Below are 17,682 nucleotides of genomic sequence, written 5' to 3'. Positions count from 1 at the left end.
TATGCACTTATCCAGACATCCGACCAGTTACCCCACCCGCTGGCAAGAGATAGCGGCAAAACTCGAGGTGGAACTTCGCACCCACTACCGCTGCGGAGACTACCTGCCTGCCGAGCAGCAGCTTGCCGACCGCTATGAAGTGAACCGACACACGCTGCGCCGCGCCATTGATCAGCTGGTCGAGCGCGGCTGGGTGCAGCGCCGTCAGGGTGTCGGCGTGCTGGTGTTGATGCGTCCGTTTGACTATCCGCTCAATGCGCAGGCGCGTTTTAGCCAGAACCTGCTGGATCAGGGCAGCCACCCGACCAGCGAAAAACTGCTGTCGGTGCTGCGCCCGGCCTCAAGCCACGTCGCGGACGCGCTGGGCATTCAGGAGGGCGACAATGTCATCCACCTGCGTACCCTGCGTCGGGTCAACGGCGTGGCGGTGTGCCAGATAGACCACTACTTCGCCGACCTGGCGCTGTGGCCGGTGCTGCAAAATTTCTCCAGCGGCTCGCTGCATGATTTTCTTCAGGATGCCACGGGCATCGCGCTTAAACGTACCCAGACGCGCATCAGCGCCCGCCGCGCGCAGGCCAAAGAGAGCAACGTGCTGGAGATCCCCAACATGGCTCCGCTGCTCTGCGTTCGCACCCTCAACCACCGTGACGGCGAAATAGACGCGACGGAATACTCCGTCAGCCTGACCCGCGCCGACATGATCGAATTCACCATGGAGCACTGAATGCATTTCGATACCTCCACCCGCCAGCGCTGGATGGGCGTCCTGGCGCACAGCCAGCCCGCAGCGCTTTCGGACCGCATGCAGGCGCTGAATCTGACGCCGGAATATGACCTCATCCGCGCGCCGGAAATCGGTCTGGTGCAGATCCAGGCGCGTATGGGCGGTACCGGTGAGCGCTTCTTCGCCGGCGATGCCACCCTCACCCGCGCAGTGATCCGCCTGAACAGCGGCTCGCTGGGCTACAGCTACGTGCTCGGGCGCGACAAACCACACGCCGAACGCTGCGCGGTGATTGACGCCCTGTTACAGGAACAACCTCATTTCCAGACCCTGATGGAAACCCTTATTGCCCCGCTGGAAGCCGACCGTGCTGCACTGATTGCCGCCCGCCAGGCCCAGATAAACACCAGCCGGGTCGACTTCTTTACGCTCGTTCGCGGAGATAACGCATGACGCTTCAACCCGCTTTTACCCTGGCCGTCCAGGATGCCCAACAAAGTTTTCGTCGCCTGCTGAAAGCCATGAGCGAGCCGGGCGTCATCGTCTCGCTGCATCAGCTCTCTCAGGGCTGGCTGCCGCTGAATCTGGCGACCACCAGCGTACTGCTGACGCTCGCCGACAACGACACCCCGGTGTGGCTCTCTGGCGCGTTATCGAATGATATCGCCAGCCAGAACCTGCGCTTTCACACCAACGCCCCGCTGGTTGAACAACCCCGGCAGGCGGTGTTTGCCGTGGCCGACGAGCAAATCAGCCACGAGCAGCTTAATGCCCTGAGCGAAGGAAGCGCGGTGGCACCGGAGACCAGCGCCACGCTGATTTTGCAGGTATCAAGCCTGAGCGGTGGCCGCATGCTGCGCCTCACGGGGGCGGGTATTGCCGAAGAGCGCATGGTCGCGCCACAGCTGCCGGAGTGCATCATTCATGAACTGACCGAACGCCCGCACCCGTTCCCGCTCGGTATTGACCTGATCCTCACCTGCGGAGAACGCCTGCTGGCCATCCCTCGTACCACTCATGTGGAGGTGTGCTGATGTACGTTGCCGTCAAAGGGGGCGAGAAGGCTATCGCCGCCGCCCATGCCTTGCAGGCGCACAGACGACGGGGTGATGACGCGCTTCCCGAGCTCAGCGTCACCCAGATTGAGCAGCAGCTCAATCTGGCCGTCGACCGGGTAATGACTGAAGGCGGCGTCGCTGATCGCGAACTGGCGGCGCTGGCGCTGAAACAGGCCAGCGGCGACAACGTCGAAGCCATCTTCCTGCTGCGTGCTTATCGCACCACACTGGCGAAACTGGCGGTGAGCGAACCGATCAATACGGCAGAAATGCGTCTGGAACGTCGTATTTCGGCGGTCTATAAAGACATCCCCGGTGGCCAGCTGCTTGGGCCCACCTATGACTACACCCACCGTCTGCTGGATTTCACCCTGCTGGCGAACGGCGAAACGCCCCAGTTGAGCACCTCGGATGCAGAGCAGGTTCCCTCCCCGCACGTTTTTAGCCTGCTGGCGAAACAGGGTCTGGCGAAGGCCGAAGACGATACTGGCGCGCAACCTGACGACATCACCCGCACGCCGCCGGTTTACCCCTGTTCACGCTCGTCGCGCCTGCAGCAGCTGATGCGCGGCGATGAGGGGTATTTACTGGCGCTGGCCTACTCCACCCAGCGTGGCTACGGCCGCAACCATCCGTTCGCGGCGGAAATTCGTAGCGGCTACCTTAACGTCGAGATCGTGCCCGAAGAGCTGGGTTTTGCAGTGAACGTCGGTGAACTGCTCATGACCGAATGCGAAATGGTGAATGGATTTGTCGCCCCCGAGAACGAGGCCCCGCATTTTACCCGCGGTTACGGGCTGGTGTTCGGCATGAGTGAGCGCAAGGCGATGGCGATGGCGCTGGTCGACCGTGCCCTGCAGGCACCGGACTACGGCGAAGCGGTCTCCGGCCCGGCGCAGGACGAGGAGTTCGTGCTGGCCCATGCGGATAACGTCGAGGCCGCGGGCTTCGTTTCCCACCTCAAGCTGCCGCACTACGTCGATTTCCAGGCCGAACTGGAACTGCTGAAACGCCTGCAACGGGAGCGCGCACATGACTAACTTAAGCGGCTACAACTTTGCTTATCTGGATGAACAAACCAAACGCATGATCCGACGCGCCATTTTGAAAGCGGTGGCTATCCCCGGTTATCAGGTGCCGTTCGGCGGCCGCGAAATGCCCATGCCTTACGGCTGGGGTACCGGCGGCATTCAGCTGACCGCCAGCGTCATCGGCGAGTCGGACGTGCTGAAGGTCATCGACCAGGGGGCTGATGACACCACCAACGCCGTGTCGATTCGCCAGTTCTTTCAACGCGTGACGGGCGTCAATACCACCGAAAAAACCGAAGATGCGACGCTGATCCAGACCCGTCACCGCATTCCGGAAACGCCGCTGACGGAAGATCAGATTTTGATTTTTCAGGTGCCTATTCCGGAGCCCCTGCGCTTTATCGAGCCGCGTGAAACGGAAACCCGCACCATGCACGCCCTGGAAGAGTACGGCGTCATGCAGGTAAAGTTGTATGAGGATATCGCCCGCTTCGGCCATATCGCCACAACCTACGCCTATCCGGTCAAGGTCAATGGACGCTACGTGATGGACCCGTCCCCCATCCCCAAATTCGACAACCCGAAGATGGACATGATGCCTGCCCTGCAGCTGTTTGGTGCCGGGCGTGAAAAACGCATCTACGCCGTACCGCCTTACACCCGCGTGGAGAGTCTCGATTTCGACGACCACCCGTTTACGGTGCAGGAGTGGGACGAGCCGTGCGCCATTTGCGGCTCAAAACACAGCTATCTGGACGAAGTGGTGCTGGATGACACGGGCAAACGGATGTTTGTCTGCTCCGACACCGACTTCTGCCGCCAACAGAGCGAGGCGAAAAGCCAATGAAACCGCTGCTTTCGGTTAACAACCTGACCCACCTTTACGCGCCGGGCAAAGGCTTCAGCGGCGTCTCGTTTGAGCTGTGGCCGGGCGAGGTGCTGGGCATTGTCGGCGAGTCCGGCTCGGGCAAAACCACCCTGCTGAAATCTATCTCTGCACGACTGACGCCGCAAAAGGGCGACATTTTATATGAGGGCCGGTCGCTGTACGGCATGAGCGAGGCCGAACGCCGTCGCCTGCTGCGCACCGAATGGGGCGTGGTGCATCAACATCCCATGGACGGCCTGCGCCGGCAGGTCTCGGCCGGAGGCAATATCGGTGAAAGGCTGATGGCCACCGGCGCACGCCATTACGGCAACATCCGCGCCACGGCACAGCAATGGCTGAGCGATGTGGAGATCCCCACCTCGCGCATTGATGACCTGCCCACCACCTTCTCCGGCGGTATGCAGCAGCGCCTGCAGATTGCCCGCAATCTCGTCACTCACCCTAAGCTGGTGTTTATGGATGAACCCACCGGTGGGCTGGACGTCTCCGTTCAGGCGCGTCTGCTCGACCTGCTGCGCGGCCTGGTGGTGGAACTGAACCTGGCCGTGGTGATTGTCACCCATGATTTAGGCGTTGCCCGCCTGCTGGCGGACCGTCTTCTGGTGATGAAGCAGGGTCAGGTGGTGGAAAGTGGGCTGACCGACCGCGTACTCGACGATCCCCACCATCCGTACACCCAGCTGCTGGTGTCATCGGTATTGCAGAATTAAGAGGCCCCCATGATCCGCGTAGAAAATGTCAGTAAGACCTTTGTGCTCCACCAGCAAAACGGCGTGCGCCTGCCGGTCCTGCACAGCGCCTCTCTGGAGGTTAGCAAGGGTGAATGCGTGGTGTTGCACGGCCATTCCGGCAGCGGCAAATCGACGCTGCTGCGCTCCCTGTACGCCAACTATCTGCCGGACGAAGGCCACATCTATATTCGTCATGGCAATGAATGGGTCGATCTGGTGCAGGCGCCGGCGCGTAAGGTGCTGGACGTGCGCCGCTCGACGATCGGCTGGGTCAGCCAGTTTTTGCGGGTGATCCCACGGATCTCCGCCCTGGACGTGGTCATGCAGCCGTTGCTGGACCTGGGCGTTCCGCGCGAAACCTGCGCCGCGAAAGCCGCCGGCCTGCTCACGCGCCTGAACGTGCCGGAACACCTCTGGCACCTTGCCCCGTCGACCTTTTCCGGTGGCGAGCAGCAGCGGGTGAATATCGCCCGCGGGTTTATCGTCGACTACCCGATTTTACTGCTTGATGAACCCACTGCCTCGCTCGACAGCAAGAACAGCGCGGCGGTGGTTGAACTGATCGAACAGGCCAAAGCACGCGGCGCGGCGATCGTGGGGATCTTCCACGACGACACCGTTCGCTCCCGCGTCGCAGACAGGCTGCATCCGATGGGGACGCTCGCATGATCGTGAATAACGTAAAGCTGGTGCTGGAAAATGAAGTCGTTGATGGCTCGATTGAGATCCAGGCCGGAGAGATCCGCGCCTTTGCGGAAACCCAGAGCCGCGCCCCGGAAGCGATGGACGGTGAAGGAGGCTGGCTGCTGCCGGGCCTTATCGAACTGCACACCGATAATCTGGATAAATTCTTTACCCCGCGTCCGAAAGTCGACTGGCCAGCTCATTCCGCAATGAGCAGCCATGACGCGCTGATGGTCGCCAGCGGCATCACTACCGTGCTGGACGCCGTAGCGATTGGCGACGTGCGCGACGGCGGCGACCGTCTGGAAAACCTTGAGAAGATGATCAACGCCGTAGAAGAGACGCAAAAACGCGGCCTTAACCGCGCCGAGCATCGTTTGCACCTGCGGTGTGAACTCCCGCATCACACTACTCTGCCGCTGTTTGAAAAGCTGGTGGACCGCGAACCGGTCTCACTGGTCTCGTTGATGGACCACTCGCCGGGGCAGCGTCAGTTCGCCAGAATAGAGAAATACCGCGAGTACTATCAGGGAAAATACGCGCTGACCAATGAAGAAATGGTGCGTTATGAAGAGGAACAGCGACAGCTTGCGGCCCAGTGGTCTCAACCAAACCGGCTCTCCATTGCCGCCATGTGTCGGGATCGCAACATTGCCTTAGCCAGCCATGATGATGCGACGCATGAACATGTGCGCGAATCACACCAGCTTGGCAGCGTAATCGCTGAATTTCCCACCACGTTTGAGGCAGCAGAAGCCTCCCGCACTCACGGCATGAACGTCCTGATGGGGGCGCCGAATATCGTGCGCGGCGGCTCACACTCCGGCAACGTGGCGGCAAGCGCGCTCGCGTCGCTAGGTCTGCTGGATATCCTCTCGTCCGACTACTACCCCGCCAGCCTGCTGGACGCCGCCTTCCGGGTCGCGGCTGACGAAAACAATCGCTTTACGCTGCCGCAGGCGATTCGTCTGGTAACGAAAAACCCGGCAACGGCACTTAATCTTCACGATCGTGGAGAGATAGCTGAAGGTAAACGGGCGGATCTGGTGCTGGTTCACCGTAAGGGCGAGCACATCCATATCGACCACGTCTGGCGTCAGGGAAAACGGGTGTTCTGATGGGAAAACTAATCTGGCTAATGGGGCCGTCAGGCTCCGGTAAGGACAGCCTGCTGTCCGCGTTACGGCAGCGGGAACATCCCCAGCTTCTGGTTGCGCACCGCTATATCACCCGTGCAGCGAATGCCGGGAGTGAGAACCATATCGCCCTGAGCGAGCCGGAATTTTTCACGCGCGCCGGGCAAAATCTGCTGGCGCTCAGCTGGCACGCCAACGGTTATTACTACGGGATAGGCATCGAGACAGACCTGTGGCTGCACGCCGGGTTCGACGTGCTGGTCAACGGCTCACGCGCGCACCTTCAACAAGCGCGCGCCCGCTATGAAGCAGCGCTGTTGCCGGTCTGTCTGCAGGTCTCGCCTGATGTGCTGCGCAGCCGGTTGCAGAGCCGGGGTCGCGAAAACGCCAAAGAGATCGAGCAGCGGCTTGAACGTGCGGCGCGCTATACCCCATCGAACTGTCATATCCTCAATAACGACGGAAGCTTGCTACAGTCAGTCGATAACTTTTTAACGCTTATCCGTCAGAAGGAGAAACAGCATGCCTGACTGCCAGCTTCGCCCCGCCACTGCCGACGATGCGCAGATTGTTTACGCGCTGATTTGCGAACTCAAGCAGAGTGAGTTTGATCATCAGGCGTTCCACGCCGGGTATCTTGCCAATCTGCAGGACCACAATATGCGTTACCAGCTGGCTGAATTAAACGGCCAGGTGGTGGGCATGATTGGCCTGCATATGCAGTTTCACCTGCACCACGCCAGATGGATTGGCGAGATCCAGGAGCTGGTGGTCATGCCGCAGGCGCGCGGTCTCAGGGTGGGCAGCCAGCTGTTGGCCTGGGCGGAGAACGTGGCGCGGCAGGCGGGCGCTGAACTGACAGAACTATCCACCAGCGTGAAGCGCCTGGACGCTCACCGTTTTTATGCGCGTGAAGGGTATACGCAGAGCCATTTTCGTTTCACCAAACTGTTGTAGAGGCGCACGATGAGTCTGACGATTACGTTAACGGGAACCGGTAGCGCTCAGCTGGTGCCGGCGTTTGGCTGCGACTGCGCGGCGTGTCGCCGGGCGCGTCTGCAGGATAACCATCGCCGTCGCCCCTGTAGCGCGGTAGTCAAATTCAACGATGCGGTAACGCTGCTGGACGCCGGTATCCCGCACCTGATGGACGACTGGCCGGCAGGCAGCTTTCAGCAGTTTTTACTGACCCATTACCATATGGATCACGTCCAGGGGCTGTTCCCCCTGCGCTGGGGCGTCGGTGCCCCTGTTCCGGTGTACGGCCCACCAGACGAGGCGGGGTGTGACGACCTGTTTAAACACCCGGGGATTCTGGATTTCAGCCATACGGTAGAGCCGTTTGTGGTGTTTGAACTGCAGGGCCTGCGGGTCACGCCGCTGCCGCTGAATCACTCGAAAATCACCTTTGGCTACCTGCTGGAGTCCGCCCACAGCCGTGTGGCCTGGCTCTCCGACACCGCCGGATTACCTGATAAAACGGTAAAATTCCTGCTCAATAACCGGCCGCAGGCGATGATCATCGACTGCAGCCACGAACCGCGTGACGAAACGCCGCGCAACCATTGCGATCTGAATACGGTTATTGCCTTAAATGAGATCATCGGCTGTCCGCAGGTGATCCTGACCCATATCAGTCATCAGTTCGACGTATGGATGATGGATAACCCGCTACCCGACGGGTTCGAGGCGGGATATGACGGAATGACGTTGTTGCTGGATTAGGTCACTCCCTCTCTGGATGAGAGGGCGAGGCGTATGGATGCTAAACCGCGCGTATCAGCGATCGTAATCGTCTTCTAACCGGCGTTCATCTTCTTCTAACTGACGTCTGTCATCATCCAACTGGCGTTGACGCTCATCCAGACGGCGACGGCGATCCTCCAGTTGCCTGCGGCGATCGTCATACTGACGGCTGTCGGTCTGGCGGCTGCGATCGTAGCGATCGTCGTCATCATCGCTACTGCGACTGCTGCTGGGGTTATAGGCATCGTTGATCGCCTGCTGAATATTGCCAATGGCTTCATCAATAACATCGGCGTGAGCCAGTTGGCTGGTAAGTGACAGCAGACCAAATAACAGAGCGGTAGAGTAACGTTTCATAAGACCAGACTCGCAGGTGGACTGGCCTTACGGTAATGAACAACAGCTGGCTGGGGTAGCGGAGGAATCTCATTTCTGCGCCTGTTCAATCACCCCTATCGCTTCCACTCTCACCTGATGTCTCCCGCCCTCAAATTCTGCATTGAGCCAGGCATCGACAATCATTTTTGCCAGCTCAAGGCCAACAACACGTGAGCCAAATGCCAGGATATTGGTGTTGTTATGCTGCCTTGAAAGCTGCGCAGAATAAGGCTCACTACATACCACTGCACGAATGCCGGGGTATTTGTTGGCCGTAATAGAGATCCCAACGCCGGTACCACAAATTAAGATGCCGCCATCAACCTCACCGTCGAGCAGGGACGTCGCAACAGCGCTGGCATAATGCGGGTAATCGGTGCGTTCGGGCGACCAGGTGCCCTTATCCACCACCTCTACGCCACGCCCACGCAGATGGGCCAGTATGTCCTCTTTCAGTATGAAGCCAACGTGATCGCAACCAAACGCAATCCTTTTCATGATTTTCCTCTCAGTGAGTAAACTTTACGAACGCGATGTATTTTGTGATTTAAGACCGGTTAGTTGTGCAATAAAACCACAAAAACATCGCGTTCTGAGCGTGTTCTACACCCCTGAGGATCGCATTTCAACCCTGACCTGATGGTTAAGTTTGCTTGTAAGTCTTAGGCCATTAAATGCAGAAGAAATTAAATGATTGATTTATAACGAATGAAGCAACAACACACAGCCCAAAACTTCACAAGCAATAAAACTTTATGAATTTATAAATATTGTGAAGTTGGCAGCATATTTCCCGGGAAGGTTGTGATGATATAGTGTCGTCTTCATTTTTAAGGACAACAGAGAGCGATGAGTCAGTCAGAATTTGAAAAAGAGCTGCCTAATGGCATCGGTCTGGCACCTTACCTGCGTATGAAACAGGAAGGGATGACCGACAACGAGAGCCGTATCGTCGACTGGCTGCTTCAGCCAGGTAACCTGAGCGGTGCGCCGGCAATTAAAGATGTTGCCGAAACACTGCTGGTCTCGGAAGCGATGATCGTCAAAGTAGCCAAGCTGCTCGGGTTTAGCGGTTTTCGTACTCTGCGCGCAGCGCTTGTGGACTACTTCTCTCAATCCGAGCAGGTGCTCCCCGCTGAACTCGCCTTTGATGAAGCACCACAGGATGTGGTTAATAAAGTGTTCAACATTACGCTTCGCACCATTATGGAAGGCCAGTCGATTGTTAATGTGGATGAAATTCATCGCGCAGCACGTTTCTTCGCTCAGGCTAACCAGCGCGATCTGTACGGCGTCGGTGGCTCTAACGCCATTTGTGCCGACATCCAGCACAAGTTTTTACGTATCGGCGTGCGCTGCCAGTCTTATCAGGACGCCCATATCATGATGATGTCAGCATCGCTGCTGAAAGAGGGAGACGTAGTGCTGGTGGTAACACACTCAGGACGCACCAGCGATGTGAAAGCCGCAGTAGAGTTAGCGAAAAAGAACGGTGCGAAGATTATCTGCATTACCCATAGCTATCATTCGCCCATTGCCAAACTCGCTGATTATATTATTTGTTCGCCAGCACCAGAGACCCCTTTATTAGGGCGTAACGCCTCCGCGCGTATATTACAACTCACACTATTAGATGCTTTATTTGTATCCGTTGCACAACAGAATATTCAACAGGCCACACTCAACATGCAAAAAACCGGTGCTATTGTGGATTTCTTCTCCCCTGGCGCCCTGAAGTAACGATAAAAGGTTGATCCCGTATTAGCGGGATCAACAAAAATATACCCTACATTGAGAACACTGCTATGAATAAATATCTGAAATATTTCAGCGGCGCCGCTATGGGCTTAATGTTATCTACCAGCGCATTTGCTGCCGCAGAATATGCGGTAGTATTAAAAACATTGAACAATCCATTCTGGGTGGATATGAAGAAAGGGATCGAAGATGAAGCAAAAACCCTGGGGGTAAGTGTTGATATTTTTGCTTCGCCGTCAGAGGGTGATTTTCAGTCTCAACTGCAGCTTTTTGAAGACTTGAGTAATAAGAAATACAAAGGCATTGCCTTTGCCCCACTCTCCTCGGTCAACCTGGTGATGCCCGTCTCACGCGCCTGGCAAAAAGGCATTTATCTGGTCAATCTCGATGAAAAAATCGATATGGATAACCTGAAAAAAGCCGGCGGTAACGTTGAAGGTTTTGTCACGACGGATAACGTAGCCGTCGGGGCAAAAGGCGCAGGCTTTATCATTGATAAACTCGGTGTGCAGGGCGGTGAAGTCGCGATTATTGAAGGGAAAGCCGGAAATGCATCGGGAGAGGCACGCCGCAATGGCGCGACAGAAACCTTCAAAAAAGCAAGTCAAATCAAGCTCGTTGCCAGCCAACCTGCCGACTGGGATCGCATTAAAGCCCTGGATGTCGCCACCAACGTTTTGCAACGAAATCCAAATTTGAAAGCCTTCTACTGTGCAAACGATACCATGGCAATGGGCGTGGCACAGGCGGTGGCAAACGCCGGTAAAACAGGAAAAGTACTGGTCGTTGGCACGGATGGCATTCCTGAAGCACGTAAGATGGTCGATGCCGGACAAATGACCGCCACCGTCGCGCAGAACCCAGCGGATATTGGTGCCACGGGCCTGAAGTTGATGGTGGATGCGGCGAAAACCGGCAACGTGATCCCCCTAGAAAAAACGCCTGAATTCAAACTGGTTGATTCGGTTCTGGTGACGAAATAACTGATATCCGGTGCGGTCAGAAGCCCACACCCCAGCTCTCTCCCACAGGATGAGAGGGAAAACATAAGGAGTAAACATGGTCACGCCATATATCTCAATGGCGGGGATCGGCAAATCCTTTGGTCCGGTTCACGCATTAACGTCGGTTGATTTAACTATTTATCCCCACGAGATTCATGCGTTATTAGGGGAGAATGGCGCCGGTAAATCAACCTTAATGAAAGTATTGTCGGGAATACATGAACCGACCAAAGGAACTATTACTATCAACGAGGTAAATTACGACAAGCTCGATCATAAACTGGCAGCACAGTTGGGCATTGGCATAATTTACCAGGAACTTAGCGTTATCGATGAATTAACTGTTCTGGAGAATTTATATATTGGCCGTCATCTGACGAAAAAAGTCTGTGGCGTCAATATCATCGACTGGAAAGAGATGCGTATTCGCGGCGCAATGATGCTTTTACGCGTGGGATTGAAAGTCGATTTAGATGAAAAGGTGGCGAATTTATCCATCAGCCACAAGCAAATGCTGGAAATTGCAAAAACATTAATGCTCAACGCTAAAGCGATCATTATGGATGAGCCCACATCGTCTTTAACCAATAAAGAGGTGGATTATCTTTTCCTGATCATGAATCAATTACGTAAAGAGGGCACAGCAATTGTGTATATCTCGCATAAGCTCGCAGAAATCCGCCGCATTTGCGACCGCTTTACCGTGATGAAAGATGGAAGCAGCGTCTGCACGGGCATGGTGAGTGATGTCACAAACGACGATATTGTGCGCCTGATGGTGGGCCGCGAGTTGCAAAACCGCTTTAACGCGATGAAAGAAAGTACCGGCAACCTCGAACGCGATACCGTGTTCGAAGTGAAAAACGTCACCAGCCGGGACAAGAAAAAAGTACGTGATATCTCGTTCAGCGTGAACCGCGGTGAAATCTTTGGCTTTGCAGGGCTCGTCGGCTCAGGCCGCACCGAGCTGATGGACTGCCTCTTCGGGGTGGATAAACGCGCTAGCGGTGAAATCCGTCTCAACGGTAAAACCATCTCCCCACACTCGCCGTTAGATGCGTTGAAAAAAGGGATGGCCTACATCACTGAAAGCCGTCGGGAAAACGGCTTCTTCCCCAACTTCTCTATTGCTCAGAACATGGCGGTCAGCCAAAGCCTGAAAAATGGCGGCTACAAAGGCGCCATGGGCCTGTTTCGCGAACATGAAGAGCGCAAAACTGCTGAAACGCAGCGCCAGCTGCTGGCGTTAAAGTGCCATAGCGTGGAGCAAAACATCACTGAGCTCTCCGGCGGAAACCAGCAGAAGGTGCTGATTTCCAAATGGCTGTGCTGCAACCCGGACGTCATCATTTTTGATGAACCTACCCGCGGCATCGACGTCGGCGCAAAGGCCGAAATCTACAAGGTGATGCGCCAGTTGGCTGACGAGGGCAAGGTCATCCTGATGGTGTCATCCGAGCTACCCGAAATTATTGCCGTCTGCGACCGCATCGCCGTGTTCTGCGAAGGGCGACTGACGCAAATCCTGACCAATCGCGACGACATGGGCGAAGAGGAGATTATGGCATGGGCATTACCACAAGAGTGAAACGCGATATGGACGAAAAAAAACCGTTTAATTTCGCGCTGTTCTGGGACAAGTACGGCACCTTTTTCATCCTCGCGATCATCGTTGCCATCTTTGGCACGCTGTCGTCGGAATACTTCCTGACCACCAATAACATCACTCAAATTTTTGTCCAGAGTTCGGTGACGGTCCTGATCGGGATGGGCGAGTTCTTTGCCATTCTGGTGGCAGGTATCGATCTGTCCGTCGGGGCGATTCTGGCGCTGTCCGGGATGGTGACCGCCAAGCTCATGCTGGCCGGCGTCGACCCGTTCCTGGCAGCGCTCATTGGCGGCGTGCTGGTTGGCGGTGCGTTAGGCGCGATCAACGGCTGTCTGGTCAACTGGACCGGGCTGCATCCGTTCATTATCACCCTGGGCACTAACGCCATTTTTCGCGGCATTACGCTGGTGATTTCGGATGCCAACTCGGTATACGGCTTCTCGTTCGACTTTGTAAACTTTTTTGCCGCCAATCTCTTAGGTATTCCCGTGCCGGTGATCTTCTCGCTGGTAGTGGCGGTTATCCTCTGGTTCCTCACCACCCGTATGCGGCTGGGACGCAACATCTACGCGCTGGGCGGTAACAAGAACTCGGCGTTCTACTCCGGTATTGACGTGAAGTTTCATATCCTGGTGGTTTTCATTATCTCCGGTGTGTGTGCAGGGCTGGCAGGCGTGGTGTCAACGGCACGACTGGGGGCAGCAGAGCCGCTGGCTGGGATGGGCTTTGAAACCTACGCCATTGCCAGCGCCATTATCGGCGGAACCAGCTTCTTTGGCGGTAAAGGGCGCATCTTCTCTGTCGTGATTGGGGGGCTCATCATCGGCACCATCAATAACGGACTCAATATTTTACAAGTACAAACCTACTACCAGCTGGTGGTGATGGGCGGGTTGATTATCGCCGCTGTCGCCCTCGATAGATTGATCAGTAAGTAAGGAATTGACGATGAAAATTTCCCCCTCCCTGATGTGTATGGACCTGCTGAAATTCAAAGAGCAGATCGAATTCATAGACCAGCACGCGGACTACTTCCATATCGACATCATGGACGGTCACTTTGTGCCCAATTTGACGCTGTCACCGTTCTTTGTCAGCCAGGTGAAGAAGCTCGCCACCAAACCGCTGGACTGCCATCTGATGGTGACGCGCCCCCAGGACTACATTAGTCAACTGGCACAGGCCGGAGCGGATTTCATCACCCTGCATCCGGAAACGATTAACGGTCAGGCCTTCCGTCTGATTGACGAAATTCGCCGTCATGGCATGAGAGTCGGTCTGATCCTCAACCCTGAAACGCCCGTTGAAACGATGAAATATTACATTCACAAGGCGGACAAAATTACGGTCATGACCGTCGATCCTGGCTTTGCCGGGCAGCCTTTCATTCCGGAAATGCTGGAAAAAATTGCCGAGCTGAAAGCCTGGCGCGAACGTGAAGGGCTGCGCTATGAGATTGAGATCGATGGCTCCTGCAATCAGTCCACCTACAAAAAACTGATGGCCGCCGGGGCTGATGTCTTTATCGTCGGGACGTCAGGGCTGTTCAACCACGCAGAGAATATCGACGACGCATGGCAACTGATGGCCGGACAGATTCTGTCGGCAAAGAACGAGGCCCTTCCTCATGCAAAAACAGCCTGATGTCGTCGCCGGAGTGGATATGGGCGCTACCCATATCCGTTTTTGCCTGCTTACAGCCGAGGGGGCCGTGCTGCACTGTGAAAAACACCGTACGGCAGACATTATCCGTTCAGGCGTCATGTGCGGCGTCGCAGAAATGATCGTTGCAAGGCTTCGCCCTATCAGGTTCGCTGTCGGGGTCTGGTGATGGGTTTTCCTGCGCTGGTCGGCAAAGACAAACGCACCATAATCTCAACACCAAACCTGCCATTACAGGCAACAGACCGACAGGACCTGGCGGGCAAACTGGCGGACGCGCTGGGATGCCCAGTCGAATTCTACCGTGACGTTAACCTCCAGCTCTCTTTTGATGTTATGCAGCACAACTTGCAGCAACAGCAGGTTCTGGCAGCCTATCTCGGTACCGGCATGGGGTTCGCCATCTGGCTGAACGGCGCGCCCTGGACAGGTGCACACGGGGTCGCGGGCGAGCTTGGACATATTCCGCAGGGCGATATGTCACGCCATTGCGGTTGTGGTAACACAGGATGTCTGGAAACCGTCTGTTCCGGTATTGCCCTGAAACAGTGGTATGAACAACAGCCCCGTGATTACGCGATTGGCGAGATTTTTACCTCAGCGTGTCATGACCCCTTTGTCATACAGCTCTTAAATCATGCAGCCCGAGCCATTGCCACCAGCGTAAATCTCTTCGACCCGGATGCGGTGATCCTCGGCGGCGGCGTGATGGATATGGTCGATTTTCCACGCGACGCGCTGATTGCCAGAATTAAACAGCATCTGCGCCGTCCGCTGCCGTATGAGGCAGTCCGTTTCATTACAGCATCATCGTCATCCTTTAACGGTGCTCAGGGGGCGGCGACCCTGGCTCTCAGCCAGTTCCTGTCATCACCTTGCGCAACGCCTGCGCCAGCTGTACACGGGTAAAAGGCTTACGCAGTAACGCCACGTCCGGCAGTTGCGGGTTATGCGTCGGACGCAGATCCTGGCCGCTGATCAGCAACACCGGAAGCTGCGGATAATGGCTGCGCACATGGTTGATCACCTCGGCGCCGCTGAGGTTGCCGGGCAGCATTAAATCGCTAATAAACATGCCAATATCCGGTGACGCGTCCAGCATCTTCAGGGCCTGTTCGCCGTTGTCCGCTTCAATCGTCAGATAGCCCAGCTGATGCAGCTGCTCGCACAGGGTCTGGCGGACATCGGCTTCATCTTCCAGCACCAGTACCAGGCGTTCATTTTCAACGGCAGCCGCGGCGGCCTGGGTCTCATCAGCAGAACGAACAGGCAGCGTCGAGCGTGGCAGATGCAGCCGCACGGTGGTCCCCTGCCCCGGCGCGCTTTCAATCTCCACGCGCCCACCGGACTGGCGCACAAAACCGTAGACCATCGACAGGCCTAATCCGCTACCGCTCCCGGTTTGCTTGGTCGTGAAGAACGGTTCGAAGACCCGGGATTTGACCTCCTGCGACATTCCACTTCCCCGGTCAATAACCTCCAGCGCCACCATATCCTGCCTGCGTCCGTCACTGCGGGTCACGCGCTGATTCCACGTGCGGATCTTAATAACCCCCGTCTGTCCCTCCATCGCATCGCGGGCGTTCATCACCAGGTTAATAATGGCGTTTTCCAGCTGGCTGACGTCTATCCACGCCGGCCACGCCGGTGATTGCGCTTCAATTTCCAGCGTCAGGGTGGCCGGCAGCGAGTGGTACATCAACTCCCGCAGGTTCTCGAGCAGCGGTTTCATCTCTACCGCGTGCGGGGTCAGGGATTGCTTGCGGGAAAACGCCAGCAGGCGCTGGGTCAGCACCGCACCACGCTCGGCGGCCTTGAGTGCCCGGGTGATACGCGGGGCGTCATGTGAGTCAGGATCGGTGAGTTCCAGACTGCCAATGATCACCGCCAGCAGGTTGTTAAAGTCATGCGCCAGACCGCCCGTCAGCTGCCCGACGGCCTTCATCTTCTGGCTGTGCACCAACGCCTCTTCCAGCCCCTGACGCTCGATGCGGTCGATCTCCATCTGCGTGGTTTTTTCTTTCAGCAGGCGGGTGGTGTGGACAAGCGAGGCGGTGTTGCGGGCAAAAACGTTAAACGCTCGCGCCAGCTCACCCAGTTCATCACGGCGCTGCAGTCCGGGGACGGAAACATCCTGCTCGCCGTGGGCAAGGCGCGACATCGCCCGGGAGATGGCCGTCAGGTTGGAGGCCAGATTACGGTAGATATACCAACAGGCGCACCCGGTGATGATCAGCGCCAGCACGGCGAACACGCTGATAAATACACTGATGGAGCGCAGCTCCTGGTGACTCTGGGCAGTGCGCAGCCGGGAGGCCTGCGCCACCTGTTCAACGTACTGATTGATGTCGCTGTTTAATATCGCCACCAGCGCCTTGATGTGGAACATATACCAGCTGATCGCCAGATCGCTCTCCTCCAGCTGCGTCGAGAGCGGAACAAGCTTGTGAAGCTCGGCATTAAAATCGGGCAGGATAGCGTTCACCACGGGCTGCGTCACGCTCCGGGGCAGCGTTGCGGTCACGGCATCCAGCTGCTGAACCGTGGCGCGCGGCGAGGGCGTTTCAATAGCGGCGATGATTAGCCTGTCCATTTCCATAAGCTGTTGCGCATCCGGGACGTTGCTGGCGTAACGGCGGTTGATGTCCTGCAGATGGCGCAAATAGCTCTGGCTTTGATAGAGCGCGCTGAGAAGCGCATTACGCTCCAGATGACGCCGCTGCCCGCGCTCCAGCATGCCCGTCACGCTCTGCTGTAACTCATTACTTCTCTGAATAATTCGCGCCACCAGCGCGGGCTCCTGTTGCGCCAGTGGCGCATCGGCAAGCTGTTCCAGCGAGTGACGCAGCGCCATCTGCGTCTGCTTCAGGCGCTCGGCTTCGCCCTTGTATTCCAGCGCGCCTACAACTTGCGAGAGCCGCACCGCCGCCGTTGCCACATTGGCGGTATCGCGGGCGAGGTTCATGCTGCCGGTCATGTCATCCAGCGTCTGCTGCTGCACCTGTTCCTGGATCTGGCTGGCATGACGAAAGCCGAGCACCGCCACGCCGCTGACCATCAGCGTCACCGCCACCACCAGCAGATTAAAAATCAGCAGGCGACCACGGGCGCTGGCAAAGAAGGGCGGACGGTGTGATGGCATACGGTAAGCTCCGGTGCAATGTGATGCCCTCACCCTGGCCCTCTCCTGCTGAGAGGGAAAAAGCGGGGAATTGTGATGTAAGTTAACTATTCATAACTATGACAAATATGAACGGCTTCTGACATTT

The 17,682-nt window shown here is 56.6% G+C and carries 19 protein-coding genes and 1 pseudogene; 17 read left to right on the top strand and 3 right to left on the bottom strand.

The annotated features are described in order from the left end of the window. Nucleotide 1 precedes the first annotated feature (1 nt). From phnF to phnP, 11 genes are read left to right on the top strand one after another with little or no spacing between them, the layout of a single operon-like run. Entirely contained in the window at nt 2–727 is a 726-nt protein-coding gene (gene phnF, locus HV340_RS01710; RefSeq protein WP_032679404.1) for a phosphonate metabolism transcriptional regulator PhnF, read from the top strand. Beyond that, nucleotides 728–1,180 carry a phosphonate C-P lyase system protein PhnG gene (phnG, locus tag HV340_RS01705; protein WP_163326999.1) on the top strand — a complete coding sequence of 151 codons (453 nt, stop codon included), beginning with the start codon at nt 728–730 and terminating at the stop codon, nt 1,178–1,180. It abuts the gene before it with no gap. After that, on the top strand, nt 1,177–1,761 hold the full coding sequence (gene phnH / locus HV340_RS01700) for a phosphonate C-P lyase system protein PhnH (RefSeq protein WP_014168263.1): 585 nt from the start codon (nt 1,177–1,179) through the stop codon (nt 1,759–1,761). Before phnG ends, phnH begins: the two co-directional genes overlap by 4 nt. Further along, entirely contained in the window at nt 1,761–2,825 is a 1,065-nt protein-coding gene (locus HV340_RS01695; protein WP_032679402.1) for a carbon-phosphorus lyase complex subunit PhnI, read from the top strand. The genes phnH and HV340_RS01695 overlap by 1 nt, the downstream gene beginning before the upstream one ends. Further along, the gene (gene phnJ, locus HV340_RS01690; RefSeq protein WP_014168261.1) at nt 2,818–3,663 is read left to right on the top strand and encodes an alpha-D-ribose 1-methylphosphonate 5-phosphate C-P-lyase PhnJ; all 846 of its coding nucleotides are present in this window, start codon (nt 2,818–2,820) and stop codon (nt 3,661–3,663) included. The genes HV340_RS01695 and phnJ overlap by 8 nt, the downstream gene beginning before the upstream one ends. Beyond that, complete coding sequence (gene phnK / locus HV340_RS01685) at nt 3,660–4,415, top strand: phosphonate C-P lyase system protein PhnK (RefSeq protein ID WP_014168260.1); 756 nt, start codon at nt 3,660–3,662, stop codon at nt 4,413–4,415. The genes phnJ and phnK overlap by 4 nt, the downstream gene beginning before the upstream one ends. A gap of 9 nt (nt 4,416–4,424) precedes the next feature. Continuing rightward, the gene (gene phnL / locus HV340_RS01680) at nt 4,425–5,105 is read left to right on the top strand and encodes a phosphonate C-P lyase system protein PhnL (protein ID WP_020882817.1); all 681 of its coding nucleotides are present in this window, start codon (nt 4,425–4,427) and stop codon (nt 5,103–5,105) included. Beyond that, nucleotides 5,102–6,238 carry an alpha-D-ribose 1-methylphosphonate 5-triphosphate diphosphatase gene (gene phnM / locus HV340_RS01675; RefSeq protein WP_078774716.1) on the top strand — a complete coding sequence of 379 codons (1,137 nt, stop codon included), beginning with the start codon at nt 5,102–5,104 and terminating at the stop codon, nt 6,236–6,238. The genes phnL and phnM overlap by 4 nt, the downstream gene beginning before the upstream one ends. Continuing rightward, entirely contained in the window at nt 6,235–6,786 is a 552-nt protein-coding gene (gene phnN, locus HV340_RS01670) for a ribose 1,5-bisphosphokinase (RefSeq protein WP_086533145.1), read from the top strand. Before phnM ends, phnN begins: the two co-directional genes overlap by 4 nt. Beyond that, a complete protein-coding gene (gene phnO / locus HV340_RS01665) occupies nt 6,779–7,213 on the top strand; it encodes an aminoalkylphosphonate N-acetyltransferase (RefSeq protein ID WP_014168256.1) in 435 nt (144 codons plus the stop codon). Before phnN ends, phnO begins: the two co-directional genes overlap by 8 nt. A gap of 9 nt (nt 7,214–7,222) precedes the next feature. Then, nucleotides 7,223–7,981 (top strand): phosphonate metabolism protein PhnP, encoded by a 759-nt coding sequence (phnP, locus tag HV340_RS01660; protein ID WP_181216260.1) that lies wholly within the window; start codon nt 7,223–7,225, stop codon nt 7,979–7,981. 54 nt (nt 7,982–8,035) lie between these two features. On the opposite strand, the gene yjdP is transcribed toward phnP, so the two are convergent. Further along, a complete protein-coding gene (yjdP, locus tag HV340_RS01655; RefSeq protein WP_014168254.1) occupies nt 8,036–8,359 on the bottom strand; it encodes a DDRRRQL repeat protein YjdP in 324 nt (107 codons plus the stop codon). 69 nt (nt 8,360–8,428) lie between these two features. Beyond that, entirely contained in the window at nt 8,429–8,878 is a 450-nt protein-coding gene (gene rpiB / locus HV340_RS01650; RefSeq protein ID WP_032681899.1) for a bifunctional allose-6-phosphate isomerase/ribose-5-phosphate isomerase RpiB, read from the bottom strand. Nucleotides 8,879–9,229: 351 nt separating this feature from the next. Here rpiB and alsR point away from each other — a divergent pair, with 351 nt between their 5' ends. The 6 genes and pseudogenes from alsR (at nt 9,230) to alsK (ending at nt 15,322) form a co-directional block, all read left to right on the top strand. Further along, nucleotides 9,230–10,120, top strand: coding sequence for a D-allose utilization transcriptional regulator AlsR (gene alsR, locus HV340_RS01645; RefSeq protein WP_014168252.1), 891 nt, complete (start codon nt 9,230–9,232; stop codon nt 10,118–10,120). Nucleotides 10,121–10,185: 65 nt separating this feature from the next. Further along, nucleotides 10,186–11,121 (top strand): D-allose transporter substrate-binding protein, encoded by a 936-nt coding sequence (alsB, locus tag HV340_RS01640; protein ID WP_025206373.1) that lies wholly within the window; start codon nt 10,186–10,188, stop codon nt 11,119–11,121. A 76-nt stretch (nt 11,122–11,197) separates the two neighbouring features. Continuing rightward, the gene (gene alsA, locus HV340_RS01635) at nt 11,198–12,730 is read left to right on the top strand and encodes a D-allose ABC transporter ATP-binding protein AlsA (RefSeq protein ID WP_014168250.1); all 1,533 of its coding nucleotides are present in this window, start codon (nt 11,198–11,200) and stop codon (nt 12,728–12,730) included. Beyond that, nucleotides 12,709–13,689: a D-allose ABC transporter permease gene (gene alsC, locus HV340_RS01630; RefSeq protein ID WP_014168249.1), complete on the top strand. Its 981-nt coding sequence runs from the start codon at nt 12,709–12,711 to the stop codon at nt 13,687–13,689. The genes alsA and alsC overlap by 22 nt, the downstream gene beginning before the upstream one ends. 10 nt (nt 13,690–13,699) lie before the next feature. Next, nucleotides 13,700–14,395: a D-allulose 6-phosphate 3-epimerase gene (alsE, locus tag HV340_RS01625; protein WP_181216259.1), complete on the top strand. Its 696-nt coding sequence runs from the start codon at nt 13,700–13,702 to the stop codon at nt 14,393–14,395. Beyond that, a pseudogene (gene alsK / locus HV340_RS01620) lies at nt 14,379–15,322 on the top strand (allose kinase). The gene alsE and the pseudogene alsK overlap by 17 nt, the downstream one beginning before the upstream one ends. Here alsK and HV340_RS01615 read toward each other — a convergent pair. Continuing rightward, nucleotides 15,267–17,555, bottom strand: a complete 2,289-nt coding sequence (locus HV340_RS01615; RefSeq protein ID WP_044857667.1) for an ATP-binding protein — start codon at nt 17,553–17,555, stop codon at nt 15,267–15,269. The pseudogene alsK and the gene HV340_RS01615 sit on opposite strands and share 56 nt — an antisense overlap. Nucleotides 17,556–17,682 lie beyond the last annotated feature (127 nt).

The organism is Enterobacter sp. RHBSTW-00975, assembly GCF_013615235.1.
Lineage (GTDB): Bacteria > Pseudomonadota > Gammaproteobacteria > Enterobacterales > Enterobacteriaceae > Enterobacter > Enterobacter ludwigii.
This window is presented reverse-complemented; position numbering and strand designations above follow the sequence as displayed.

Bases quoted from the DNA above. Each gene is read 5' to 3' on its own strand.
- phnF (WP_032679404.1), top strand. From the start codon at position 2: ATGCACTTATCCAGACATCCGACCAGTTACCCCACCCGCTGGCAAGAG.
- phnG (WP_163326999.1), top strand. From the start codon at position 728: ATGCATTTCGATACCTCCACCCGCCAGCGCTGGATGGGCGTCCTGGCG.
- phnH (WP_014168263.1), top strand. From the start codon at position 1,177: ATGACGCTTCAACCCGCTTTTACCCTGGCCGTCCAGGATGCCCAACAA.
- HV340_RS01695 (WP_032679402.1), top strand. From the start codon at position 1,761: ATGTACGTTGCCGTCAAAGGGGGCGAGAAGGCTATCGCCGCCGCCCAT.
- phnJ (WP_014168261.1), top strand. From the start codon at position 2,818: ATGACTAACTTAAGCGGCTACAACTTTGCTTATCTGGATGAACAAACC.
- phnK (WP_014168260.1), top strand. From the start codon at position 3,660: ATGAAACCGCTGCTTTCGGTTAACAACCTGACCCACCTTTACGCGCCG.
- phnL (WP_020882817.1), top strand. From the start codon at position 4,425: ATGATCCGCGTAGAAAATGTCAGTAAGACCTTTGTGCTCCACCAGCAA.
- phnM (WP_078774716.1), top strand. From the start codon at position 5,102: ATGATCGTGAATAACGTAAAGCTGGTGCTGGAAAATGAAGTCGTTGAT.
- phnO (WP_014168256.1), top strand. From the start codon at position 6,779: ATGCCTGACTGCCAGCTTCGCCCCGCCACTGCCGACGATGCGCAGATT.
- phnP (WP_181216260.1), top strand. From the start codon at position 7,223: ATGAGTCTGACGATTACGTTAACGGGAACCGGTAGCGCTCAGCTGGTG.
- yjdP (WP_014168254.1), bottom strand. From the start codon at position 8,359: ATGAAACGTTACTCTACCGCTCTGTTATTTGGTCTGCTGTCACTTACC.
- rpiB (WP_032681899.1), bottom strand. From the start codon at position 8,878: ATGAAAAGGATTGCGTTTGGTTGCGATCACGTTGGCTTCATACTGAAA.
- alsR (WP_014168252.1), top strand. From the start codon at position 9,230: ATGAGTCAGTCAGAATTTGAAAAAGAGCTGCCTAATGGCATCGGTCTG.
- alsB (WP_025206373.1), top strand. From the start codon at position 10,186: ATGAATAAATATCTGAAATATTTCAGCGGCGCCGCTATGGGCTTAATG.
- alsA (WP_014168250.1), top strand. From the start codon at position 11,198: ATGGTCACGCCATATATCTCAATGGCGGGGATCGGCAAATCCTTTGGT.
- alsC (WP_014168249.1), top strand. From the start codon at position 12,709: ATGGGCATTACCACAAGAGTGAAACGCGATATGGACGAAAAAAAACCG.
- alsE (WP_181216259.1), top strand. From the start codon at position 13,700: ATGAAAATTTCCCCCTCCCTGATGTGTATGGACCTGCTGAAATTCAAA.
- HV340_RS01615 (WP_044857667.1), bottom strand. From the start codon at position 17,555: ATGCCATCACACCGTCCGCCCTTCTTTGCCAGCGCCCGTGGTCGCCTG.